17 protein-coding genes are annotated in these 19,392 nt (G+C 73.1%); 9 read left to right on the forward strand and 8 right to left on the reverse strand.

The window, feature by feature from the left end:
• Genes narI through ACLJT4_RS33205 form a run of 4 tightly spaced genes read right to left on the reverse strand, consistent with a single transcriptional unit; the run spans position 1 to position 6,684 of the window.
• Positions 1–765 carry a respiratory nitrate reductase subunit gamma gene (narI, locus tag ACLJT4_RS33190; protein ID WP_411128065.1) on the reverse strand — a complete coding sequence of 255 codons (765 nt, stop codon included), beginning with the start codon at positions 763–765 and terminating at the stop codon, positions 1–3.
• Positions 762–1,352: a nitrate reductase molybdenum cofactor assembly chaperone gene (gene narJ, locus ACLJT4_RS33195; RefSeq protein WP_411128067.1), complete on the reverse strand. Its 591-nt coding sequence runs from the start codon at positions 1,350–1,352 to the stop codon at positions 762–764. The genes narI and narJ overlap by 4 nt, the downstream gene beginning before the upstream one ends.
• Positions 1,349–2,986 carry a nitrate reductase subunit beta gene (gene narH, locus ACLJT4_RS33200; RefSeq protein ID WP_411128069.1) on the reverse strand — a complete coding sequence of 546 codons (1,638 nt, stop codon included), beginning with the start codon at positions 2,984–2,986 and terminating at the stop codon, positions 1,349–1,351. The genes narJ and narH overlap by 4 nt, the downstream gene beginning before the upstream one ends.
• 2 nt (positions 2,987–2,988) lie before the next feature.
• Positions 2,989–6,684, reverse strand: coding sequence for a nitrate reductase subunit alpha (locus ACLJT4_RS33205; protein ID WP_411128190.1), 3,696 nt, complete (start codon positions 6,682–6,684; stop codon positions 2,989–2,991).
• A gap of 266 nt (positions 6,685–6,950) precedes the next feature.
• On the opposite strand from ACLJT4_RS33205, the gene ACLJT4_RS33210 reads away from it, so the two are divergent.
• From ACLJT4_RS33210 to ACLJT4_RS33225, 4 genes are all read left to right on the forward strand, one after another.
• Positions 6,951–7,577, forward strand: a complete 627-nt coding sequence (locus ACLJT4_RS33210; protein WP_411128071.1) for a carbonic anhydrase — start codon at positions 6,951–6,953, stop codon at positions 7,575–7,577.
• Positions 7,578–7,662: 85 nt separating this feature from the next.
• Entirely contained in the window at positions 7,663–8,124 is a 462-nt protein-coding gene (locus ACLJT4_RS33215) for an SPW repeat protein (RefSeq protein WP_411128073.1), read from the forward strand.
• A 40-nt stretch (positions 8,125–8,164) separates the two neighbouring features.
• Positions 8,165–8,509, forward strand: coding sequence for a DUF3040 domain-containing protein (locus ACLJT4_RS33220; protein WP_411128075.1), 345 nt, complete (start codon positions 8,165–8,167; stop codon positions 8,507–8,509).
• A gap of 583 nt (positions 8,510–9,092) precedes the next feature.
• Positions 9,093–10,784 (forward strand): chloride channel protein, encoded by a 1,692-nt coding sequence (locus ACLJT4_RS33225; protein ID WP_411128077.1) that lies wholly within the window; start codon positions 9,093–9,095, stop codon positions 10,782–10,784.
• Positions 10,785–10,884: 100 nt separating this feature from the next.
• Here the strand turns inward: ACLJT4_RS33225 and ACLJT4_RS33230 are convergent, their stop codons facing one another.
• A complete protein-coding gene (locus ACLJT4_RS33230) occupies positions 10,885–11,406 on the reverse strand; it encodes a MarR family winged helix-turn-helix transcriptional regulator (protein WP_411128079.1) in 522 nt (173 codons plus the stop codon).
• A gap of 168 nt (positions 11,407–11,574) precedes the next feature.
• On the opposite strand from ACLJT4_RS33230, the gene ACLJT4_RS33235 reads away from it, so the two are divergent.
• Both ACLJT4_RS33235 and ACLJT4_RS33240 read left to right on the forward strand, forming a co-directional pair.
• The gene (locus tag ACLJT4_RS33235; RefSeq protein WP_411128081.1) at positions 11,575–12,066 is read left to right on the forward strand and encodes an HPP family protein; all 492 of its coding nucleotides are present in this window, start codon (positions 11,575–11,577) and stop codon (positions 12,064–12,066) included.
• Positions 12,067–12,421: 355 nt separating this feature from the next.
• On the forward strand, positions 12,422–13,351 hold the full coding sequence (locus ACLJT4_RS33240) for an NAD(P)H-binding protein (RefSeq protein WP_411128083.1): 930 nt from the start codon (positions 12,422–12,424) through the stop codon (positions 13,349–13,351).
• A gap of 25 nt (positions 13,352–13,376) precedes the next feature.
• Here ACLJT4_RS33240 and ACLJT4_RS33245 read toward each other — a convergent pair whose 3' ends face one another.
• Positions 13,377–13,700: a hypothetical protein gene (locus ACLJT4_RS33245; protein WP_411128085.1), complete on the reverse strand. Its 324-nt coding sequence runs from the start codon at positions 13,698–13,700 to the stop codon at positions 13,377–13,379.
• 236 nt (positions 13,701–13,936) lie between these two features.
• Here ACLJT4_RS33245 and ACLJT4_RS33250 point away from each other — a divergent pair, with 236 nt between their 5' ends.
• On the forward strand, positions 13,937–14,572 hold the full coding sequence (locus ACLJT4_RS33250) for a GNAT family N-acetyltransferase (RefSeq protein ID WP_411128087.1): 636 nt from the start codon (positions 13,937–13,939) through the stop codon (positions 14,570–14,572).
• Between the two features lie 60 nt (positions 14,573–14,632).
• On the opposite strand, the gene ACLJT4_RS33255 is transcribed toward ACLJT4_RS33250, so the two are convergent.
• Positions 14,633–15,646: a sugar kinase gene (locus ACLJT4_RS33255; RefSeq protein ID WP_411128089.1), complete on the reverse strand. Its 1,014-nt coding sequence runs from the start codon at positions 15,644–15,646 to the stop codon at positions 14,633–14,635.
• A gap of 83 nt (positions 15,647–15,729) precedes the next feature.
• Complete coding sequence (gene dgoD, locus ACLJT4_RS33260) at positions 15,730–16,875, reverse strand: galactonate dehydratase (protein WP_411128091.1); 1,146 nt, start codon at positions 16,873–16,875, stop codon at positions 15,730–15,732.
• A gap of 361 nt (positions 16,876–17,236) precedes the next feature.
• Here dgoD and ACLJT4_RS33265 point away from each other — a divergent pair, with 361 nt between their 5' ends.
• Entirely contained in the window at positions 17,237–18,199 is a 963-nt protein-coding gene (locus ACLJT4_RS33265; protein ID WP_411128094.1) for a GNAT family N-acetyltransferase, read from the forward strand.
• Positions 18,200–18,262: 63 nt separating this feature from the next.
• On the forward strand, positions 18,263–19,384 hold the full coding sequence (locus ACLJT4_RS33270) for an NAD-dependent epimerase/dehydratase family protein (protein ID WP_411128096.1): 1,122 nt from the start codon (positions 18,263–18,265) through the stop codon (positions 19,382–19,384).
• Positions 19,385–19,392: the final 8 nt, after the last annotated feature.

Genomic DNA, 19,392 nt, shown 5'->3' on the forward strand with positions numbered 1-19,392 from the left:
TCAGTGCGGTGCGTCGATCCGCTTGCGCCGAACGGCGGGCTTCCGGCGGACGGGCCCCGCGGTGGCGGGGTGGCGGTAGGGCGTGGCGCGGGCCCGGGAGCGGTAGACGACGTAGGGCCGGATCAGATAGCCGACGGGGGCGGTGAAGGCGTGGATGAGCCGGCTGAAGGGCCAGAGGGCGAAGAGGGCCATGGCCAGCAGGGCGTGGACCTGGTACACCAGCGGCGCGTGTGCCATCGCCGGGACGTCGGGGTCGAGGGCGAACAGGCTGCGGAACCAGACGGACACGCCGAGGCGGTAGTCGTAGGGGTTGGCCACCGACGAAGCGGTGGCGGTGAGTCCCGCCAGCAGCACGACCGTCAGCAGCGGATAGACCAGGCGGTCGCTGCGGCTCGTCGCCTGGCGGACGGCGGGCACCCGCAGCCGGCGCCAGAGCAGGACCGCCAGGCCGCAGACGGCCGCGATGCCGGCCGCCCCGCCCATGGTGAGCGCGACCGTATGATACATCGTCTCGCTGACCCGGAGCCGTTGGGTGAGGGCTTCGGGCACGAGCAGCCCCATGACGTGGCCGCCGGCGACGAACAGCAGGGCGTAGTGGAACAGCGGGCCGCCGACGCGCAGCATCCGGGCCTCGTGGAGCTGACTGGAGCGGGTGGTGAAGCTGAAGCGGTCGTAGCGGTAGCGCCAGAGCGTGCCGGCGATCAGGACGGTCAGGGACAGGTAGGGCAGGACGCCCCACAGGGCGATGCGCACGTGCGTGGTCACCGGCGGACTCCTTCGTCGCCCAGGGCGGTCAGGAGGGGGAAGGGGACGGGTGTCGGGGCGTCCGCCACGGGCGCCGGCGGCGGGCCGGCCGGCACCGTGCGCTGGACGGCCCGCAGGACGTCGACATAGGGGCTGTGGTGGGCGTCGAGGGCCCGGGCGAGCAGGTCCACGGCGCCGCGGTACTGGTGGAGCAGGGGTGTGCCCGCCTGGGGGCAACGGGCTGCGAATTCGAGCAGGGCGGGGAGGAAGTCGGGGAGCTCGCCGTCGTCGGGCTGCCAGCCGTGGGCACGGTAGCGGGCCTTGAGCGCGGCGAGGGAGGCACCGCGGCGGCGGGTGTCGCCGTCGGTGTAGTGGGTCAGGTGCAGGGTCCGGCGTCGCGTGCGGTCGAAGGTGGTGACGTAACGCGCCGCCAGCTCCAGGGTCGGGGCCTGCGCCGCCCCGCGGCAGAAGCGGAGCAACAACTCGACCTCCGGGCCGCGCAGTTGGTCGAGCGCGGCGGTGACGTGCGCGACCCGCTCGGGCCAGTTCGGGTCGGGGTACGACAGGAGCAGGGCGGCCGCCTGGTGCACGGCGCGGTGGCGGTTCATCGGCTGCCGCCCTCTTCGCCGCGGGGCGGGAACAGGCCCTGTGGTCGGCCCCGACCGTTCCAGTTCAGCAGGTTGACCCGGTCGCGCAGGCGGCCCTTGGGCGCACCGGCGGCGGCCACCGGTGGGGCGTGGAAGGCGTCCGTGTCGTACATGCCGGGTCCGCCGTGCCCCTCCAGGCTGCACCCGTCCCCGGGGTCGGCGTTGCGGTCGGTGTCGACGGTGTATCCGGTGGGGATGACGTAGCGCTCCTCGTACTTGGCCAGCGCCAGCAGCCGGTACATGGCTTCGATGGACTGCTCGTCCATGCCGACGCCGCGGGCGATGTCCGGGTTCCGTTCCTCACCGAGGTTGATCCGGCGCATGTGCGCGCGCATCGCGGCGAGCCGGCACAGCGCGGCCTCGACCGGTGCGGGGTCCCCGGCGGTGAACAGCCCGGCCAGGTAGTCGAGGGGGATGCGGAGCGTGTCGATGGCGCCGAAGAGGTTGGCGGGGTCCTCGCCGTCGTGGCCGCTGCGGGTCAGGGCGTCGACGACGGGGGAGAGCGGGGGGACGTACCAGACCATGGGCAGGGTGCGGTACTCGGGATGGAGGGGGAGGGCGACCCGGTAGCGGGTGATCAGGTCGCGGACGGGGGAGTGCCGGGCGGCGGTGATCCAGTCGTGCGGGATGCCGGACTCCTCGGCGGCCCGGACGACCTCGGGATCGTCGGGGTCGAGGAAACAGTCGAGTTGGGCCTCGTACAGGTCCCGCTCGTCGGGGACGGCGGCGGCCTCACCGGCCTTGTCCGCGTCGTAGAGAATGACGCCGAGGTAGCGCAGCCGGCCGACGCAGGTCTCCGAGCAGACGGTGGGTTCGCCGGCCTCGATGCGCGGGTAGCACAGGGTGCACTTCTCGGCCTTGCCGGTGCTGTGGTTGAAGTACACCTTCTTGTACGGGCAGCCGCTGACGCACATCCGCCAGCCGCGGCAGCGGTCCTGGTCGACCAGGACGATGCCGTCCTCGATACGTTTGTAGAGCGCGCCGGAGGGACAGACCGCGACGCAGGACGGGTTGAGGCAGTGTTCGCAGATCCGCGGCAGGTAGAACATGAACGCCTGCTCGTACTCCAGCGCGACCTGGTCGTTCATCCGGCGCAGCACCGGATCGCCGGCCAGGTGCTCGGGTCCGCCGCCGAGGTCGTCGTCCCAGTTGGGGCCCCAGGTGACCGCCGTGGGCCGGCCGTCGATCAGGGAGCGCGGGCGGGCGGTCGGCAGGTCCTCGCCCAGGGGCGCGGAGATCAGCGTCTCGTAGTCGTAGGTCCAGGGCTCGTAGTAGTCGTCGAGCGAGGGGAGTTCGGGGTTGGCGAAGAGCCGGGCCAGGCGGCGGGCGAGGCCGCCGGAGCGCGGCACGAGGCGGCCCCGGCCGTCCAGGCGCCACCCGCCCTTCCACTTGTCCTGGTCCTCGTGGCCGCGGGGATAGCCCTGGCCGGGGCGGGTCTCGACGTTGTTGAACCACGCGTACTCGGTGCCCTGGCGGTTGGTCCAGGTCTGTTTGCAGGTGACCGAGCAGGTGTGGCAGCCGATGCACTTGTCGAGGTTCATGACCATGGCGACCTGCGCCATGCAGCGTCCGACGGGGGTCTTGCGACGGGACATCTTCAGTACTCCACGTGCTGGGTGCGGCGGCGGATGACGGTGACCGCGTCCCGCTGGTTGCCGGTGGGCCCGTAGTAGTTGGGGGCGAACGACAACTGTCCGTAGCCGCCGATGAGGTGGGTGGGTTTGATCAGCAGGCGGGTGAGGGCGTTGTGCACGCCGCCGCGGCGTCCGGTCGCCTGGGTGCGCGGGACGTTCACCAGGCGTTCTTGGACGTGGTACATGAACACCGTGCCGGCCGGCATCCGGTGCGAGACCACGGCCCGGGCGGTCACCACGCCGTTGGGATTGACCGCCTCGATCCAGTCGTTGTCCGCGACGCCGATGGCCTCGGCGTCGGCGACGCTCATCCAGATGACCGGCCCGCCGCGGGCCAGGGTCTGCATGAGGAGGTTCTCCTGGTACTCGGAGTGGATCGACCACTTGGAGTGCGGGGTGAGGTAGCGGACCGTCACCGAACGCGCGTCGTCCTCGACCGGTCCGCTGCCCTGCACCGCCGCGTGGTCCAACGGCGGGCGGTAGACGGGCAGTTGCTCGCCGAGTTCGGCCATCCAGTCGTGGTCGAGGTAGAAGTGTTGGCGCCCGGTGAGGGTGTGCCAGGGCTTGCGGTGTTCGGTGTTGACGGTGAACGGCGCGTAGCGGCGGTCCGGGGCCTCCTTGCCGGACCATTCGAAGCTGGATCCGACCTGGACCGGCCGGTTCTGGGTGTCGGAGAAGACCACCCGCCGCTCGCGGACCGACTCGGCGAGCGAAGCGAAGCCGCTGCCCGGCCCGCACCGCTCGGCCAGGCGCTCGAAGCCCTCGGCGGCCAGGCGCCCGTTGGTGGTCCCGGACAGGGCCAGGATCGCCTCGCACATCTTCACGTCGGTGTCCAGGCGGGGCCGCCCGCGGGCCGGGCCGTCGGCGACGGTGCCGCAGCGCTCGGCCAGCCAACGGGCCTCCGGCGCCGGGTGGACGGTGATGCCCTTGACCGTCATGCCATGTTCCTCGGCGAGCGGTCCGAACGCCGCCAACTTCGCGGCGACGGCCGGGTAGTCCCGTTCGACGACGGTGAACACCGGGAGGTTGCGGCCCGGCTCCGGCGGTGCGCCGTCCCGCCAGTCCCGCGGTGTGCCGCCCGGTTGGGCCGTCTCGCCCGGGGTGTCGTGCTGTGGTGGGGTGGCCACCAGGTCGTACGCGGTGTCCAGTCGGCCGACGGCCAGTTCGCTGAAGCGGGTGGCGAGTCCGTGGAAGACCTCGAAGTCGGTGCGGGCCTGCCAGGGCGGGTTGATCGCGGGGGAGAAGGCGTGCACGTAGGGGTGCATGTCGGTGCTGGACAGGTCGTGCTTCTCGTACCAGGTCGCGGCGGGCAGGACCAGGTCCGCCATCAGCGTGGTGGAGGTCATCCGGAAGTCCAGGGCCAGCAGCAGGTCCAACTTGCCGCGGGGGGCCTCGTCGTGCCAGGCGAGGTCGCGCGGCCGGCCCGCGTCCGGGGCCTCCTCCGCCCGGGCGTTGTCGCTCGCCCCGAGCAGGTGCCGCAGGAAGAACTCGTTGCCCTTCGCCGAGGAGCCGATCAGGTTGGCCCGCCACACGGTCAGCACCCGCGGCCAGTTGGCCGGGTCGTCCGGGTCCTCACAGGCGAACGCCAGGCGGCCGGCGGCGAGTTCGGCGGCGGCCCACTCGCCGGGTTCGTGGCCCGACTCGTGCACCCGGCGGCCCAGGTCGAGGGGGTTGGCGGTGAACGCGGGGGCGGCCGGCATCCAGCCCAGCCGCATCGACTGGGCGACCAGGTCGGCGGCGTGCCGACCGGCGAACGTCCCGCCGCCGGTCGGCGCGGCCAGCGTGCCGGCGTCCTGGCCGTCGTACCGCCACTGGTCGGTGTGCAGGTACCAATACGGCGTGCCGGCCACCTGGCGTGACGGTCGCACCCAGTCCGCCGCGGACTGCAGCTGCTGCCAGCCGGCGTACGGACGGACCTTCTCCTGCCCGACGTAGTGGGCCCACCCGCCGCCGTTCACGCCCTGGCAGCCGGTGAGCAGCAGCAGGGTGAGGAACGACCGGTAGATGGTGTCGGAGTGGAACCAGTGGTTGGTGCCCGCCCCCATGATGATCATGCAGCGGCCGCGGGTCTTCTCGGCGGTGTGCGCGAACTCCCGGGCCGCGCGCACCACCGCGCCCGCCGGCACCGAGGTGATCGTCTCCTGCCAGGCAGGGGTGTAGGGCCGCGCGGCGTCGTCGTAGTCCGCCGGCCAGTCACCCGGCAGCCCCGGCCGCGCGACGCCGTACTGGGCGAGCAGCAGGTCGAAGACCGTGGTCACTTTCCGGCCGCCGATCTCCCGCACCGGGACGCCGCACCGCACGGCATCCGGGGTGTCGAAGCGCGGCATCAGCACCGGCAGGACCGTACCGCCCGCCTCGTGGAAGGTCAGTGCCGGCTCGATCCCGTTGAGGTCCAGGTTCCAGCGCCCGAGGCCGCCCTTGGACCAGCGGTCGCCGAGGGTGCCGTGCGGCACGACCGGCCGGCCGGAGGCCGCATCGAGCAGCACCGGCTTCCAGGCAGCCGCCGCCGCGTCGTCCTCCTCCAGCCCCAGCGTCGCGGCGGTGACGAACTTCCCCGGGACGAACGCCCCGTCCCGCTCGTCGAGTTCCACCAGGAACGGCAGGTCGGTGAAGTGCTTGACGTACTCGACGAAGTACGGGACCTGGCGTCGGACGAAGCACTCGGTGAGGATCACGTGCCCCATCGCCATCGCCACCGCCCCGTCGGTGCCGGGGTGCGGATGCAGCCACTCGTCGGCGAACTTGGTCGCGTCCGCGTAGTCCGGGGAGACCACCACCACCTTCTGGCCGCGGTAGCGGGCCTCGGCCATCCAGTGCGCGTCCGGGGTGCGGGTCACCGGCACGTTGGAGCCCCACAGCATCAGGTACGCGGCGTCCCACCAGTCACCGGACTCCGGTACGTCCGTCTGGTCGCCGAAGACCTGCGGCGAGGCGATCGGCAGGTCCGCGTACCAGTCGTAGAAGGAGACCATCGGCGCGCCGATCAGCGACATGAACCGGGCGCCGACCGCGTGCGAGGCCATCGACATCGCCGGGATCGGCGAGAAGCCGGCGACCCGGTCGGGGCCGTACGCCGCGATGGTGTGGACGTGGGCGGCGGCCGCGATCTCCAGGGCCTCGTCCCACCCGATCCGCACCAGGCCGCCCTTGCCGCGCGCCGACTGGTAGCGGAGACGCTTGTCGGGGTCGCCGGTGATCTCGGCCCAGGCCGCGACCGGATCACCCAGCCGCTGGCGTGCCTCGCGGTAGAGCTCCAGGAGGACCCCGCGCGCGTGCGGGTAGCGCACCCGGGTCGGTGAGTAGGTGTACCAGGAGAACGAGGCGCCCCGCGGACACCCGCGCGGCTCGTACTCCGGCCGGTCCGGGCCGACCGACGGGTAGTCGGTCTCCTGCGTCTCCCAGGTGATCACGCCGTCCTTGACGTACACCTTCCACGAGCACGAGCCGGTGCAGTTCACTCCGTGCGTGGAACGGACGACCCGGTCGTGGGCCCAACGTTCCCGGTAGGGCGTGTCGTTGACGCTCTGGTCGGTCCGGTAGACCGCCCTCAGGTCCGGCGTCGTGGGGGACCTCCGCAAGGACGTTCCGATCCGCAGCAGTTGCTCTGCGGCGACCGCCGCCACGCGTTCAGCTTCCTTGCGGGTACCGCGTCGTACCACCACCGTCGCTCCTTTCACGGTACGCGGATGGTGGCGCAGACCACTCGGGCCCCCGTGCCGGGGCGGTCGCGTTCCACCGGCATCAGCTTGACCCCGCCGGCGCCCTCCTGACGCGCAATCAGGGGAGGGTTGATGAGAGTTATACGTAGTTTTTCTTGCGCTTTGCAATATTTGCCAATGGCATGTACTTCGAAATGATGAAGGACCTCCCGGGACGCGCGGTGCCGGCCGAACCCGGCGGTTGAGGCGCCCGACGATGGGGAGCTATGAACGACATGACCCTTCCCGCTCCCCGTCGGGCCTTCGAGCTGCTGCGCGCCGGCAATCAACGGTTCGTCGCCGGTACCCCCGCACACCCCAACCAGGACGCCGCGCGGCGCGCCGAGACCGCGCCGGCCCAACGCCCGTTCGCCGTCCTCTTCGGGTGCTCCGACTCGCGCCTGGCCGCCGAGGTCATCTTCGACCGCGGCCTGGGCGACCTCTTCGTCGTCCGCACCGCCGGGCACGTCGTCGGAGCGGAGGTCTTGGGCAGCGTCGAATACGGGGTAGAGGTACTGGACTGTCCGCTGGTCGTGGTCCTCGGTCACGACTCGTGCGGGGCGATCGGTGCCGCCTGCGCCGCGCTCGAAACCGGTGTGACGCCGGCCGGCTACATCCGTGACGTCGTCGAGCGCGTCACCCCCAGCGTGCTGGCGGCGCGGGCGGCCGGGCGCGTGCGGCCCGGCGAGATCCTCGCCGAGCACGTGGGGCACACCGTCGACCTGCTCCTGAACCGCTCCCGGGCGCTGGCCCAGCGGGTGGCGGACGGCCGGGCGGCGGTGGTGGGGCTCTCCTACCGGCTGGCCGACGGGAGTGCCGACCTCGTCGCGGCCCGCGGCCTGGGGGAGTGCTGACGCGGACCGTGACCTGCATTATTGCAGAATGCAATGGTATTCTGGAGGTGACGCCATTCGAAGCATCTGAGAGGAAGCGATTCGAATGTCGGATCTCTCCCATCACGCAACCACGGACATCACCAGCCACCCGGACGTGGCCGAGATGCGGGAGCGCTACGCCCGCCTGCTCTCCGGACGCCAGGCGACCGCCCTCGACGGACTGGTCCTGCTCGCCGGTATGTATACGGCGATCTCGCCTTGGGTGGTGCACTTCCGGCTCACCAGCCCTGAACTGGCGGTGAACAACCTCATCATCGGCCTCGTGCTGACCGTGATCGGTCTCGGGCTGACCCGGTCGCCGGAGCGGATGTACCGACTGAGCTGGACCTGCGCGGTGATCGGTGTCTGGATGATCATCTCGCCCTGGGTCGTGACCGCGGGTCACCGCCCCACGGCCGGACTGATCTGGAACAACGTCTGGATCGGCGCCGTGACCCTGGCCCTCGGCCTGGCCGCCACCCGTCTCGCCATGGCGACCGGGGCGCCACCGGAGTCCACCACGTAGTCGGGGGCGGGCAGGCGCACTGCTCCGGGAGGAGGCGGTCATGGGTCTCCCCATGCGCGACCGGCGGGTCCTCGCTCAGATCGAGGAGTACTTCCTGGCGGACGATCCCGACCTGGCCCTGCTGCTGAGCACCTTCGGGGGTGCGCCGCGGCGGCGTCGCCGGCCCTTGGCGGCCGTGCGGCGCCGGGCCGGTGTCGCCATGGCCTACGCGGAGGTGGCGGTGGGCGCTGCGCTGCTCGTCGCGGCATGCCTGGCGCGGAGCGCGGAGCTGCTGTGGGCGGCCGGGGGCGTGGTGCTCCTGTCTGCCGCACCGTTCGTCACCGCGCGGCGACGCGCTCCCGGGCGCCGGGCTCCGGCCGCTCGGCGTCACGGGGCGCAGCCCTAGAACGTTGTTCACTGCAATATTTTCCTGTCGATAGAATGGGCCCGGGTGGGCGCACGGGAGGCGGGTGAGTCTCGTGAAGTGCTTCGACTGCGCGTGGGCCGAAGAGGTCGTCGATGCGGTGGGTGTGTGTCATCACTGTGGCGTCGGTGTCTGTCTCCGGCACTGCCACGTCGCTCTGGAGCCGGGGCACCGGCTCGCCGGCGTAGGTCAGTCGACCCTCGCCCGGCCGGCCCGTGAACTCACCTGCCTCACGTGCCACTTCGCGATGGCGCCCACGCCTCAGGCGGAAGTGAAGCGCGGCGTGCGCTGAGGTGCGCGGCTGGGCTGCCGTGCCTGGCGTGACGGGCCCCGGTCGGTCGGTCGCGGGAACGCCTGCGGGGGGGGGCGTGCGGCGCGTTGCGGCGCACGGTCGCATGGCGCCCGCTCCCGGGAGCCAACCACCGGCCCGTCCGAGTACTGGACACCACCTGCCGGCAACTTTTGCACACTGCAATACTTCCGGTATGGAAAACATACAAGCGAGCCCAAGGCCGGGCCGGCGAGCACGGTGCGCCGGCCCTCTGCGACGGGGCGGGGCGCTGCGGTGAGCGGGACGCGCAAGGGAACGGCCGGGCACCGAGGCGCCCACCTCGGCGACTTCACCGTCCAGCCGAGAATGCTGGTGATCTGCGGCTGGGCGCTGCTGGTGGGCGGCGCCGGGGCGGTGGCGGCGCTGGCCCTGTTGCGGTTGATCGGGCTGGTCACCAACGCGGTGTTCTACCAACGCTGGTCGACCTCGTTGGTCGCACCGGGCCTGGAACACCGGCCGTGGTGGCTGGTGCTGGGCGCGCCGGTCCTCGGCGGTCTGGTGATCGGTGCGATGGCCCGCTACGGATCGGAGAAGATCCGTGGGCACGGCATGCCGGAAGCGATCGAGGCGATCCTGACCGGCGGCAGTCGGGTCGCCCCGCGGGTCGCGGTGCTCAAACCGGTGTCGGCGGCGATCAGCATCGGCACCGGCGGCCCGTTCGGCGCCGAGGGGCCGATCATCATGACCGGCGGCGCGATCGGCTCGATCCTGGCGCAGGCCCTGCGGCTCAGCGCCGACGAACGCAAGACGCTGCTGGTCTCCGGGGCGGCGGCCGGCATGGCGGCCACCTTCAACTCACCGCTGGCGGCCGTGCTGCTCGCCGTGGAACTGCTGCTCTTCGAATGGCGCCCCCGCAGCTTCGTGCCGGTCGTCGCGGCGGTCGGGGTCAGCACCGTGGTGCGCGGCTTCCTGTTGGGTACGGCGCCGATCTTCCCGGTCTCCGCCGCCGGCCTGCACGTCGCCCCGACGGTCGACGTGCTCTGCGTCCTGGCCGGGCTGCTCGGCGGCGCCCTGGCGGTGGCCGCGACGTGGCTGGTGTACCGGGCCGAGGACGGCTTCGCCCGGCTGCCCTTCCACTGGATGTGGTGGCCCGCCATCGGCGGACTGGTCATCGGCCTGGGCGGACTGGTCGAGCCGCGCGCGCTCGGCGTCGGCTACGACGTCATCCAGCAGTTGCTGACCGGCCGCGCCACGGTGTCCCTCATCGTCGGGATCCTCGTCGTCAAGACCCTGATCTGGTCGCTCTCGCTCGGCTCGGGCACCTCCGGCGGGGTGCTCGCTCCGGTCTTCATGATCGGCGGCGCGGTCGGCGCCGCGGAGGGCCTGGTCTTCCCGCACGTCATCCCGGGCTTCTGGGCGATGATGGGACTGGCCGCCGTGGTGGGCGGCGTGATGCGGTCACCGTTGACCGGCGTGGTCTTCACCCTGGAACTCACCCATGCCTGGGGCGCGGTGCTGCCGCTGCTGATCTCGTCCACCGCCGCCTACGCACTGTCGGCGCTGCTGCTCAAGCGCTCGGTGCTCACCGAGAAGATCGCCCGGCGCGGTCTGCACCTCACCAGGGAGTACTCCACCGACCCGCTGGAGACCTTCTTCGTCGAAGAGGTCATGGACCGCAACCCCGACCACCAGACACCCGCCACGGAAGCCGACCTCCTCGGGAGCGGTGCGGTGCCGGACGATCGCGGGGCCACGGTGGTCACCCTCCGGCCCGACGACACCCTGCGCCGCGCCGCCTACCTCTTCGCCGAGCACGACGTCACCCGGGCTCCGGTCGTCAGCCACGGCCCGGACGCGCGCGTGGTGGGCACGCTCAACCTCCACCACCTGCTCCACGCGCGACGGCACGACCTGACGGAAGAACACCACCGGCAACGACTCCTGCCGGGCAGCCGCCGGCGTGCGCCGGACGCCGTCCCCACCTGAGGCTGACGGGGCCCGCGGTGCGAGCCCCGTCAGCACTCCCGGTTCCGCCGGTCCGGCCGAACGCCAACCGCGCCCGGTCGGGCCGACGCAGCCGCGCCGCTCAGTACGGGTCGGTCAGTGAATCGGCGGTCGGCTCGCCGGCCGCGTCGGTCAGGGCGCGCAGGCCCCGCACCAACTCGGCGCGCCGTTCGGCGGGGAGACTGGCGACGATGGTCTGGATCTCCTGGTGGCGGTGGGCCAGGACCTGCTCGACCAGGCGCCGGCCGTGCGGTTTGAGGGCCAGGATGACTTCGCGGCGGTTGTCGGGGTTCATCTGGCGGTCCACGAGGCCGCGGGCCTCCAACCTGTCGACCATGCGCATCGCCGTGGAGGGGTTCACGTCCAGCCCGGAGGCGAGCGCGGCGAGCTTGACCGGGCCCTCGCTGTGCAGGACCACCAGGGTGCGCAGCTGCGGCAGGGTCAGTGCCGGCTCCGTCTCGGCGAGCGCCCGCGCGGAGAGCGCGACGAACAGCCGGGACGCCGTCATGACGGCGGCGGCGACCTCCTCCACGGTCTCGTGCAGGTCGTCCGCCGGTCGGTTGGCGGGTGGTCGGGGGTCGCGGCTCTGAGCTTGTCGCACCATACCGCTTTTATACCGTTCTCCCAGGTGGCGACGGAGGGGGCGGGCGTGCTGGGCGGTGCGGTCGGGACGGAGCGCGCTCGCGGTGAGGCGCCCCACAAGTACGTTCACACTTCAATCAACAGTTTGTTTATGATCTGCGGGCCACACCTGCCTGCCTGGAGTTCCTGCATGTCCGTACCACCGTCCCCCGCCACCCCTAGGCCGCACCCGTTGCACGCGTTGCGGGCCACGGCCTTCGCCCTGGGGGCCCTGCTCCTCCTGGTCGGGGTCGGCGTGCTGCTGCACGAGCCGCTGCTGATCCCGCCCCTGGCGGCCAGCGCGGCCCTGGTGCACGGCGCGCCAGGGCTGCCGATCTCCCAACCGCGCAACCTGATCGGTGGCCAGTTGCTGTCCGCGGCGATCGGCTTCGGCACCCTCGCCGTGACCGGCAGCACCGGCTGGGGCGCCGCGGTGGCCGCCAGCCTGGCACTGGGCGCGATGATGCTCACCCACCTCTCCCACTCCCCGGCCGCCGCCACGTCGGTCATCGTGGTGCTCCAGGCGCCGCACCCGGTCCCGTTCCTTCCGCTGCTCGCACTCGCCACCGTGCTGCTCGTGGCGATCGGCCTGTTGCCGGGCCGCATAGGAGGCCATCCGGTCCGCTACCCGGTTGCCTGGTGACTCCGTCCCCGGCCCGTCCGCGCCCGGTCCGGTGACCGCGGCCGGACAGACCGGGCACCGCCGCCAGGGACGCCGGGTCGCATGCCGCGCCTGCCCACGCCGTCGTCGGACGTTGCGGGGGAGGGGCGGAGTGTGTCGGAAGGTGTTGCAGGTACTCGGGACGATCCGTGACAAGTGGCGCGTTCTGGTCGTCGGGTGGCTACGCGACGGGACGTTGCGCTGCGGTGAGTTGCGCCGCTACGACGCCGTGCATCCACCGCGCCCCGAGTCCTGACCGACCGTGCGCGCACCGATGCGCCTGGTGCCGCGGCCGGTTCGGGTTGCGTCGTCCGGGGGTGCGCGGGACGCTGCCGCTATGGACCGCGACCCGGAGGCGAAGAGGAAGCCGATCCTGGTGACCGGTGCCGCGGGCAGCGTCGGCGCCGTCGGACGGACCGTGGTGGAGGACCTCAGGCGGCGCGGCCTGGCCGTCCGGGCGCTGGTGCACCGGGAGGACGACCGCGCGCAGCAGCTGCGCGGCACGGGCGCCGAGGTGGTCGTCGGCGACCTGACGCGGACGGCGGACGTCGCCGCGGCGCTGGCGGGCTGCGAGCGGATGTACTTCGGGATGGCGGTGTCGGACCAGTACCTGGAGGCCGCGGTGACGACGGCGGCCGTGGCCCGCGCCGCGGAACACCTGGAAGTGCTGGTGAACATGTCGCAGTTGACGGTCTCCGAGATGGACCTCACCAGTACGACGGAATCGCACCAGCACCGACAGCAGTGGCTGGTCGAGCAGCTCCTGGACTGGTCGGGCCTGCCCGTGGTGGAGATCAGACCCACCGTGTTCCTGGAGAACCCGCTCTTCCGGTTGGGCCTGTCCGCGATCGACGACGGCGGTGCCATCAGACTGCCCTTCGGCCGGGCGAAGACCTCACCCGTGGCCGCCGGCGACGTCGCCGCGGTGGTCGCGGAGGTCCTGGCCGACCCGGCTCCGCACGTCGGCCGGACCTATGAGTTGACCGGACCCCGCTCGATCGACGTCGCCGCCATGGCGGAGGAGGTCTCCGCCGCGCTCGGCCGACCGGTCGGCCACACCGACGTCCCGCTGGACGAGTGGATCGCCCACGACCTCACCCCGCTGGGGCTGCCGGATCACGTCTTCCAGCACATCTCCACGATGGCGCGGCTCCACGCGGAGAACCGGTACGACCGCCTCACGGACGGCGTCGAGCGGGTGATCGGGCGGCCACCGGAATCCGTGGGGGAGTTCGTCCGCCGGAACCAGGACCTGGTCGTGAGGTGAGGCCCTCGCGGCGCCGCCCGTGCCGTCACACCGCTCTCGTGGTGGGGCGGCACATCGCGGTGTAGCGCTCCTCGTCGTCCGCCCGCGTCCAGCCGCCGGTGCCGGCCTCCGGATCGTCGAGGACGAAGCCGTTGTGCCGCAACTGTTCGCGCAGGCCGTCGGTGGGGAACCGGGTGCCGTCCTGGGCGTCCCCGGTGGGCCGCAGTGTGACCAGTACGGCCTCGGTGTCGCCGGTGTCGGGTTCGCTGTCGAGGCTGGATATCTCCAAGTGCCAGCGCCCGTCTCGGGCGAAGGCCGTGGCGCGGAATGCCGCCCGCGGTGCAGGGGCGGTCCGTTCGGTCTCCGTCATGCGATCTCCGTCATGCGAGGTCGCCCCGCGGTACGGGGCGTCAGGCGGGAAACGCGGGGCAGTGTGACGGGTCTGCCGGGGCGGGGCCCCGGCAGACCCGTCCGTGGGGAGTCTGACCGCTTTTCCGCGCCTCGCACGGCGAACACCGATGTAATTCGCCCCGAGGGGGCATGGCCGGGTCCGTGGCGCCTGGCACGGCACCTCGCGGCGTTGCCGGGGCGTGGCACGATGCCGTGATGACCTCCAACTCGCCCCAGCCCGAGGAGATCCCCGCCGGCCCGCCCGACACACCGCCGGGCGCCGTGCCCGCCGTCGTGCCCGCAGGGCGGATGGCCCGCAGTGAGCAACCCGTGCTCGCCCTGTCGGCCGGCCGGGCCCTGCGTCCCTGGCGGCACGGCGACGCCGACGTCCTGGTGACGGCCAGTCAGGATCCGGCCATCCGCCAGTGGAACCGCCTGCTGGTGGCCACGGCAGAGGACGCCCGCCGGCGGATCGACGGCATGCACCGCCGCTGGCGGTCCGAAGCGAGCGCGATCTGGGCCATCGCGCGGCCGGACGGCGAAGCCGACGGGCTCATCGGCTGGGGCGACATCGACCTGGCGGGCGGCAGCGCGGAGATCCTGTACTGGGTCCTGCCCACGGCCCGGGGCGGTGGGGTAGTGGCCGAAGCCGCCCGGCGGGTGAGCCGGTGGGCCCTGGACGACCTCGGTCTGCACCGGCTCCGGCTGTGCCACTCGGTGGCCAACCCGGCCTCCTGCCGGGTCGCGGCCAAGGCCGGGTTCTCCTACGAAGGCACCATGCGCAGCGCGCTGCTGCACGCCGACGGATGGCACGACGAGCACCTGCACGCCGTCGTACGGGGCGACTTCTGACCCACTGGGGCCCGACCCGTCCCGCCGCGGTCCCTCGGGCGGGCGGACCGGGCGGGCACCTCACCGCAGCACGGTGCCCGACTCCGTTGCCAGCAGCGGCAGTTCGTCGCGGGTCGGGGCGCCCTCCCAGTCGCCGTGCGCGGCGACGGCGAACGCGCCGGTGGTGACGCCCCGGTCCAGGCACGCCGTCGGGCCCTCGCCGTCCAGGAGCGCGGAGAGGTAGCCGGCGACGAAGGCGTCACCGGCGCCCACCGGGTCCACCGCGCGCACCGGGCGCGCCGGCCGGTGCACCTGCCCGTCCGCGGTGCGGACCAGCGCGCCGTCCGCACCGAGCTTCACCACGACCTCCGCGACGCCCGACCCCAGCAGCAACTCCGCCCGCGCCGAGCGGTCGGCGCCGGCGCCTTCGGGCAGGGCCAGCGGCAGTTCGTCGTCGGACGCGATCAGGACGTCCACCTGCGGGGCCCAGGCGCGCAGCACCTCACCGGCCGCGGCCTCGCTCCACAGCCGGGAACGGAAGTTGACGTCGAGGCAGACGACGCAGCCGTGCGCGCGCGCCAGGCGCAGTGCCCGCTCGGCGGCGGCGCGGGGGCCCGGGCCGAGTGCGGGGGTGATGCCGGTGAGGTGCACCAGCCGCGGCGGGGCGGTGGCGAAGGCCCGTTCCACGCTCTCCGGGGAGAGCCGGGAACCCGCGGAACCGGTGCGGTAGTAGTGCACACGGGTCGCCTGCGGGAGGCGGGGCTCGAAGAGCAGCAGGCCGGTCGGCGCTCCGGCGTCCACCGTGGCGGCGGAGACGTCCACCGCTTCGGCGCGCAGGGTGCGCAGGACCAGGCGCCCGGCCTCGTCGTCGCCGACGGCGCCGGCCCAGTGCACGGCGTGCCCGAGCCGGGCCAGGCCGATCGCGACGTTGCTCTCCGCGCCGGCCACGGACACCGCCATGGTGCCGCCCAGTTTCAGGGGTCCGCTGCCGCGCAGGGCCACCATCGTCTCGCCGAAGGTCAACACGGGCCCCGGGCGCGGTCCACGCGCCGCACCGGCGCCCCCGTGCCGCGTCGCGGGCTGGTCGGCGTTCATGTCGTGCCTCCGGTCTCTCCTTGTTGCCCGCACTCTATTTCTGCCGCGCCCGCGGGTGGCCCGGGCGGTCGGCGCGCGGGCGGTCACCACTCGGCGAACGAGCCGTCCCGGTGCCGCCAGACCGGGTTGCGCCAGGCGTGCCCCTTGCGGTCGGCGGCCCGCACCGCCGCCTCGTCGACGTCGATGCCGAGCCCCGGCCGCTCGGTGCGCAGGAGGGCACCGCGGTCGAAGCGGAACGGCTCCGGGTCGACGACGTAGTCGAGGAGTTCGGTGCCCCGGTTGTAGTGGATGCCGATGCTCTGTTCCTGGATCAGGAAGTTGGGCGTGGTGAAGGCGAGTTGGAGGCAGGCGGCCAGGGCGATCGGGCCCAGCGGGCAGTGCGGCGCGAGCTGCGCGCCGTAGGTCTCGGCCAGGGCCGCGATCCGGCGCAGTTCGGAGATGCCGCCGGCGTGCGAGACGTCGGGCTGGAGGACGGCGACCCCGGCGTGCAGCGGGGCGAGGAACTCCTGGCGGGAGTAGAGGCGTTCACCCAGTGCGAGGGGGACGGAAGAGGCGTTCACCAGGTCCGGGAGCACGTGCGCGTGGTCCGGGAGCACCGGTTCCTCGACGAACATCGGGGCGTACTCGGCGAGCAGCGGCAGCAGGCGGCGGGCGTTGGCGGGGGAGACCCGGCCGTGGAAGTCCAGGCCGAAGTCGTGTGCGTCGCCGAGGACCTGGCGGGCCGTCTCGGCGCGCCGCAGCACGGCGCGGACCTCGGCGCGGGAGGCGACCGGCGTCATCCTGCCGCAGCCGTTCATCTTGACGGCGGTGAAGCCCGCCTCCAGCTGCGCGGTGACCGCGTCGCGCACCTCGGCCGGATCGTCGCCGCCGACCCAGGAGTAGGCGCGGACCCGGTCGCGCACCGGGCCCCCGAGCAACTGGTGCACGGGCACGCCGTAGTGCTTGCCCTTGATGTCCCACAGTGCCTGGTCCAGGCCGGCGACCGCGGAGGACAGCACCGGGCCGCCGCGGTAGAAGCCGCCCTTGGTCATCACCTGCCAGTGGTCCTCGATACGCATCGGGTCGGCGCCGACGAGGTACTCGGCCAGCACGTCGACCGCCGCCCGGACGGGTTCGGCGCGGCCCTCGACGACCGGTTCGCCCCAACCGACGACGCCCGCGTCGGTCTCCACCCGGACGAACATCCACCGCGGTGGGGCGAGGAAGGTCTCGATGCGGGTGATCTGCACGGCGGCCGTCCTTCGGTGAGGTGTTCCACGGTGGGCGGGGCGTTGCGGGGCGCACGGGAGGGTGATTATTCCCCCGCTCGGTGCCCGTCGTGCACACGAGCCGGGTCACGAGCGGCGCGTCGTCGCGACGGCGCGGCCCGGGTCACCGCGCGTGCGGGCAAAAGCAGTTGCGGCCAGGATCCATGCCCGGGTAGTACTTGGCCGCGACCGCCGCATCGGCACACCGACCACGACCGTGAGAGGAGGGCTCAGCCCATGTCGCCCAAGTCCCTCGTGCCCGTCCCGTCCCGACACCGGAGCGCGGACCACCGCTGATTCCGGAACGGGCCGGCGGGCGCCTCCACCGGAGCGTGCACCGACCGTGAACCCGAACGACCTGACCCTGCGTCCCCTCACCGGCGACCAGGAAGTCGACCTCTTCAACCAACTCCCCTACGTCCTCAACGAAGAAATCGCCGACGACCTCGCCCAGGGGCGCAGGCGGCCCGCACGGATGTGGGTCGCGCTACGGGGCGACCGCCTGCTGGGCCGGGCCGCCTGGTGGGGCCGGGCGGGCGCGGACGCCCCCTTGCTGCTGGACGTCCTCGACGTCGACGACGCGCTGACGGCTCCCGACCGAGTGGACGTCGGGGTCCGCCTGCTGCGCGCCGCGATGGCCACCGCCCTCCCCGAGGGGAGCGATCCGCCCCGGTACAGCCGCTTCGTCCCGGACGACTGGCGCGGCGAGCCCGCCACCCGGCAGGCGGTCGAGGACCGCATGCGGATCGTCGAACGCACCGGCGCCCGGCCGTTCGTGGAGCGCCTCCGCCTGGAGTGGCGACCGGGCGCCACCGCGGCCAGGCCCGGCGGCCGCCTCGCCTTCCGGCCGGTCGACGACGCCGCGGAACTGCTCGACCTGATGACCGCCGCCCTGGACGGCACGTTGGACGCACACAGTCGCGACGACCTGACCCGGATGTCCGACCGGGCGGCGGCGGTCGCGCACTACGAGAAGGAACTCGCCCGGTACACCAGCCCCCGGGAGTGGTGGCGCGTCGCGACCCGGCCCGACGGCACCCCGGTGGGATTCGTGATCCCCGCGCGCAACGACTACAACGCGATCATCGCCTACCTCGGCGTGCTGCCCGCGCACCGCGGCAACGGCTACGCCGACGACCTCCTCGCGGAAGGCACCCGCATCCTCGCCGGGCAGGGCGTGCCCCGCATCCGGGCGTCGACCGACCTCGGCAACGCGCCGATGGCCGACGCCTTCGCACGCGCCGGCTACGTCACCTTCCAACGCGAGATCGTCATGCGGTGGCACCGCCGGGGCGCGGAAGGATGACGGAAGTCTGACGTCCCGCCGCGGTGCGGCCCGCGGCCGGGCGGGCGGCCGTACGGTCGGGACATGCTGATCCTGGTCACCGGAGGTGCGGGCTTCATCGGCTCGCACCTCGTCACCGCGCTCACCGGGGCCGGGCACGCCGTGCGCGTGCTCGACGCCCTCCTGCCCGCCGCCCACCCCACCGCACCGTCCCTGCCCGACGGGGTGGACTGGCGGCCCGCCGACGTCCGCGACGAGGAGGCCGTCGCCGGTGCGCTGCGCGGCGTGGACGCCGTCTGCCACCAGGCCGCGATGGTCGGGCTCGGCAAGGACTTCGCGGACGCCCCCGCCTACGTCGGGTGCAACGACCTGGGCACCGCCGTCCTGTTGGCCGAGATGGCCGCGGCCGGCGTGCGCCGGCTGGTGCTGGCCAGCTCCATGGTGGTCTACGGGGAGGGCCGCTACGCCTGCCCCCGGCACGGCGTCGTGCGGCCCGGGCCGCGCCGGGTCGCGGACCTGGAGGCGGGCCGCTTCGAACCGCCCTGCCCGACGTGCGGCGAACCCCTCGCCCCCGGCCTGGTGGACGAGGACGCACCGACCGACCCCCGCAACGTCTACGCCAGCACGAAACTCGCCCAGGAGCACCTGGCCGCCGCGTGGGCCCGGGCGACCGGCGGGCGGGCCGCGGCCCTTCGCTACCACAACGTGTACGGGCCCGGGATGCCGCGCGACACGCCCTACGCGGGCGTCGCCTCGCTGTTCCGCTCCGCACTGGCGAACGGCGCCGCGCCCCGGGTGTTCGAGGACGGCGGGCAGCGCCGGGACTTCGTGCACGTGCGGGACGTCGCCGCGGCCAACCTCGCGGCCCTGACCGGCATCGACGGGCTGCCGCCGGACGCGGTGCGGGCGTACAACGTCGGCAGCGACGAGCCGCACACGGTCGGGGAGATGGCCGCCGCGCTGGCCGACGCCCACGGCGGACCGACGCCGGTCGTCACGGGGGAGTACCGGCTCGGCGACGTCCGCCACATCACCGCCTCCGCGCACCGGCTGCGCACCGAACTCGGCTGGCGGCCGCGGGTCGCGTTCGCGGCGGGCATGGCGGAGTTCGCGGCGGCGCCACTGCGCGCGGGCGGCCCGCCCGATGCCGCGACGTCAGCGAACCGTAAGGACGCAAAGTCCTTTTCGCGCCCTTTGGGCTCGTAGGGTGAGTG

Source organism: Streptomyces sp. x-19 (assembly GCF_046549115.1).
Classification (GTDB): domain Bacteria; phylum Actinomycetota; class Actinomycetes; order Streptomycetales; family Streptomycetaceae; genus Streptomyces; species Streptomyces albulus_C.

Excerpts from the sequence above, each read along its gene's own strand:
- ACLJT4_RS33255 (WP_411128089.1), bottom strand. The coding sequence starts at position 15,646 with ATGAACGCCGACCAGCCCGCGACGCGGCACGGGGGCGCCGGTGCGGCG.
- ACLJT4_RS33215 (WP_411128073.1), top strand. The coding sequence starts at position 7,663 with ATGTCGGATCTCTCCCATCACGCAACCACGGACATCACCAGCCACCCG.
- ACLJT4_RS33210 (WP_411128071.1), top strand. The coding sequence starts at position 6,951 with ATGAACGACATGACCCTTCCCGCTCCCCGTCGGGCCTTCGAGCTGCTG.
- ACLJT4_RS33245 (WP_411128085.1), bottom strand. The coding sequence starts at position 13,700 with ATGACGGAGACCGAACGGACCGCCCCTGCACCGCGGGCGGCATTCCGC.
- ACLJT4_RS33220 (WP_411128075.1), top strand. The coding sequence starts at position 8,165 with ATGGGTCTCCCCATGCGCGACCGGCGGGTCCTCGCTCAGATCGAGGAG.
- ACLJT4_RS33270 (WP_411128096.1), top strand. The coding sequence starts at position 18,263 with ATGCTGATCCTGGTCACCGGAGGTGCGGGCTTCATCGGCTCGCACCTC.
- ACLJT4_RS33230 (WP_411128079.1), bottom strand. The coding sequence starts at position 11,406 with ATGGTGCGACAAGCTCAGAGCCGCGACCCCCGACCACCCGCCAACCGA.
- ACLJT4_RS33240 (WP_411128083.1), top strand. The coding sequence starts at position 12,422 with ATGGACCGCGACCCGGAGGCGAAGAGGAAGCCGATCCTGGTGACCGGT.
- narJ (WP_411128067.1), bottom strand. The coding sequence starts at position 1,352 with ATGAACCGCCACCGCGCCGTGCACCAGGCGGCCGCCCTGCTCCTGTCG.
- ACLJT4_RS33250 (WP_411128087.1), top strand. The coding sequence starts at position 13,937 with ATGACCTCCAACTCGCCCCAGCCCGAGGAGATCCCCGCCGGCCCGCCC.
- narH (WP_411128069.1), bottom strand. The coding sequence starts at position 2,986 with ATGTCCCGTCGCAAGACCCCCGTCGGACGCTGCATGGCGCAGGTCGCC.
- ACLJT4_RS33235 (WP_411128081.1), top strand. The coding sequence starts at position 11,575 with ATGTCCGTACCACCGTCCCCCGCCACCCCTAGGCCGCACCCGTTGCAC.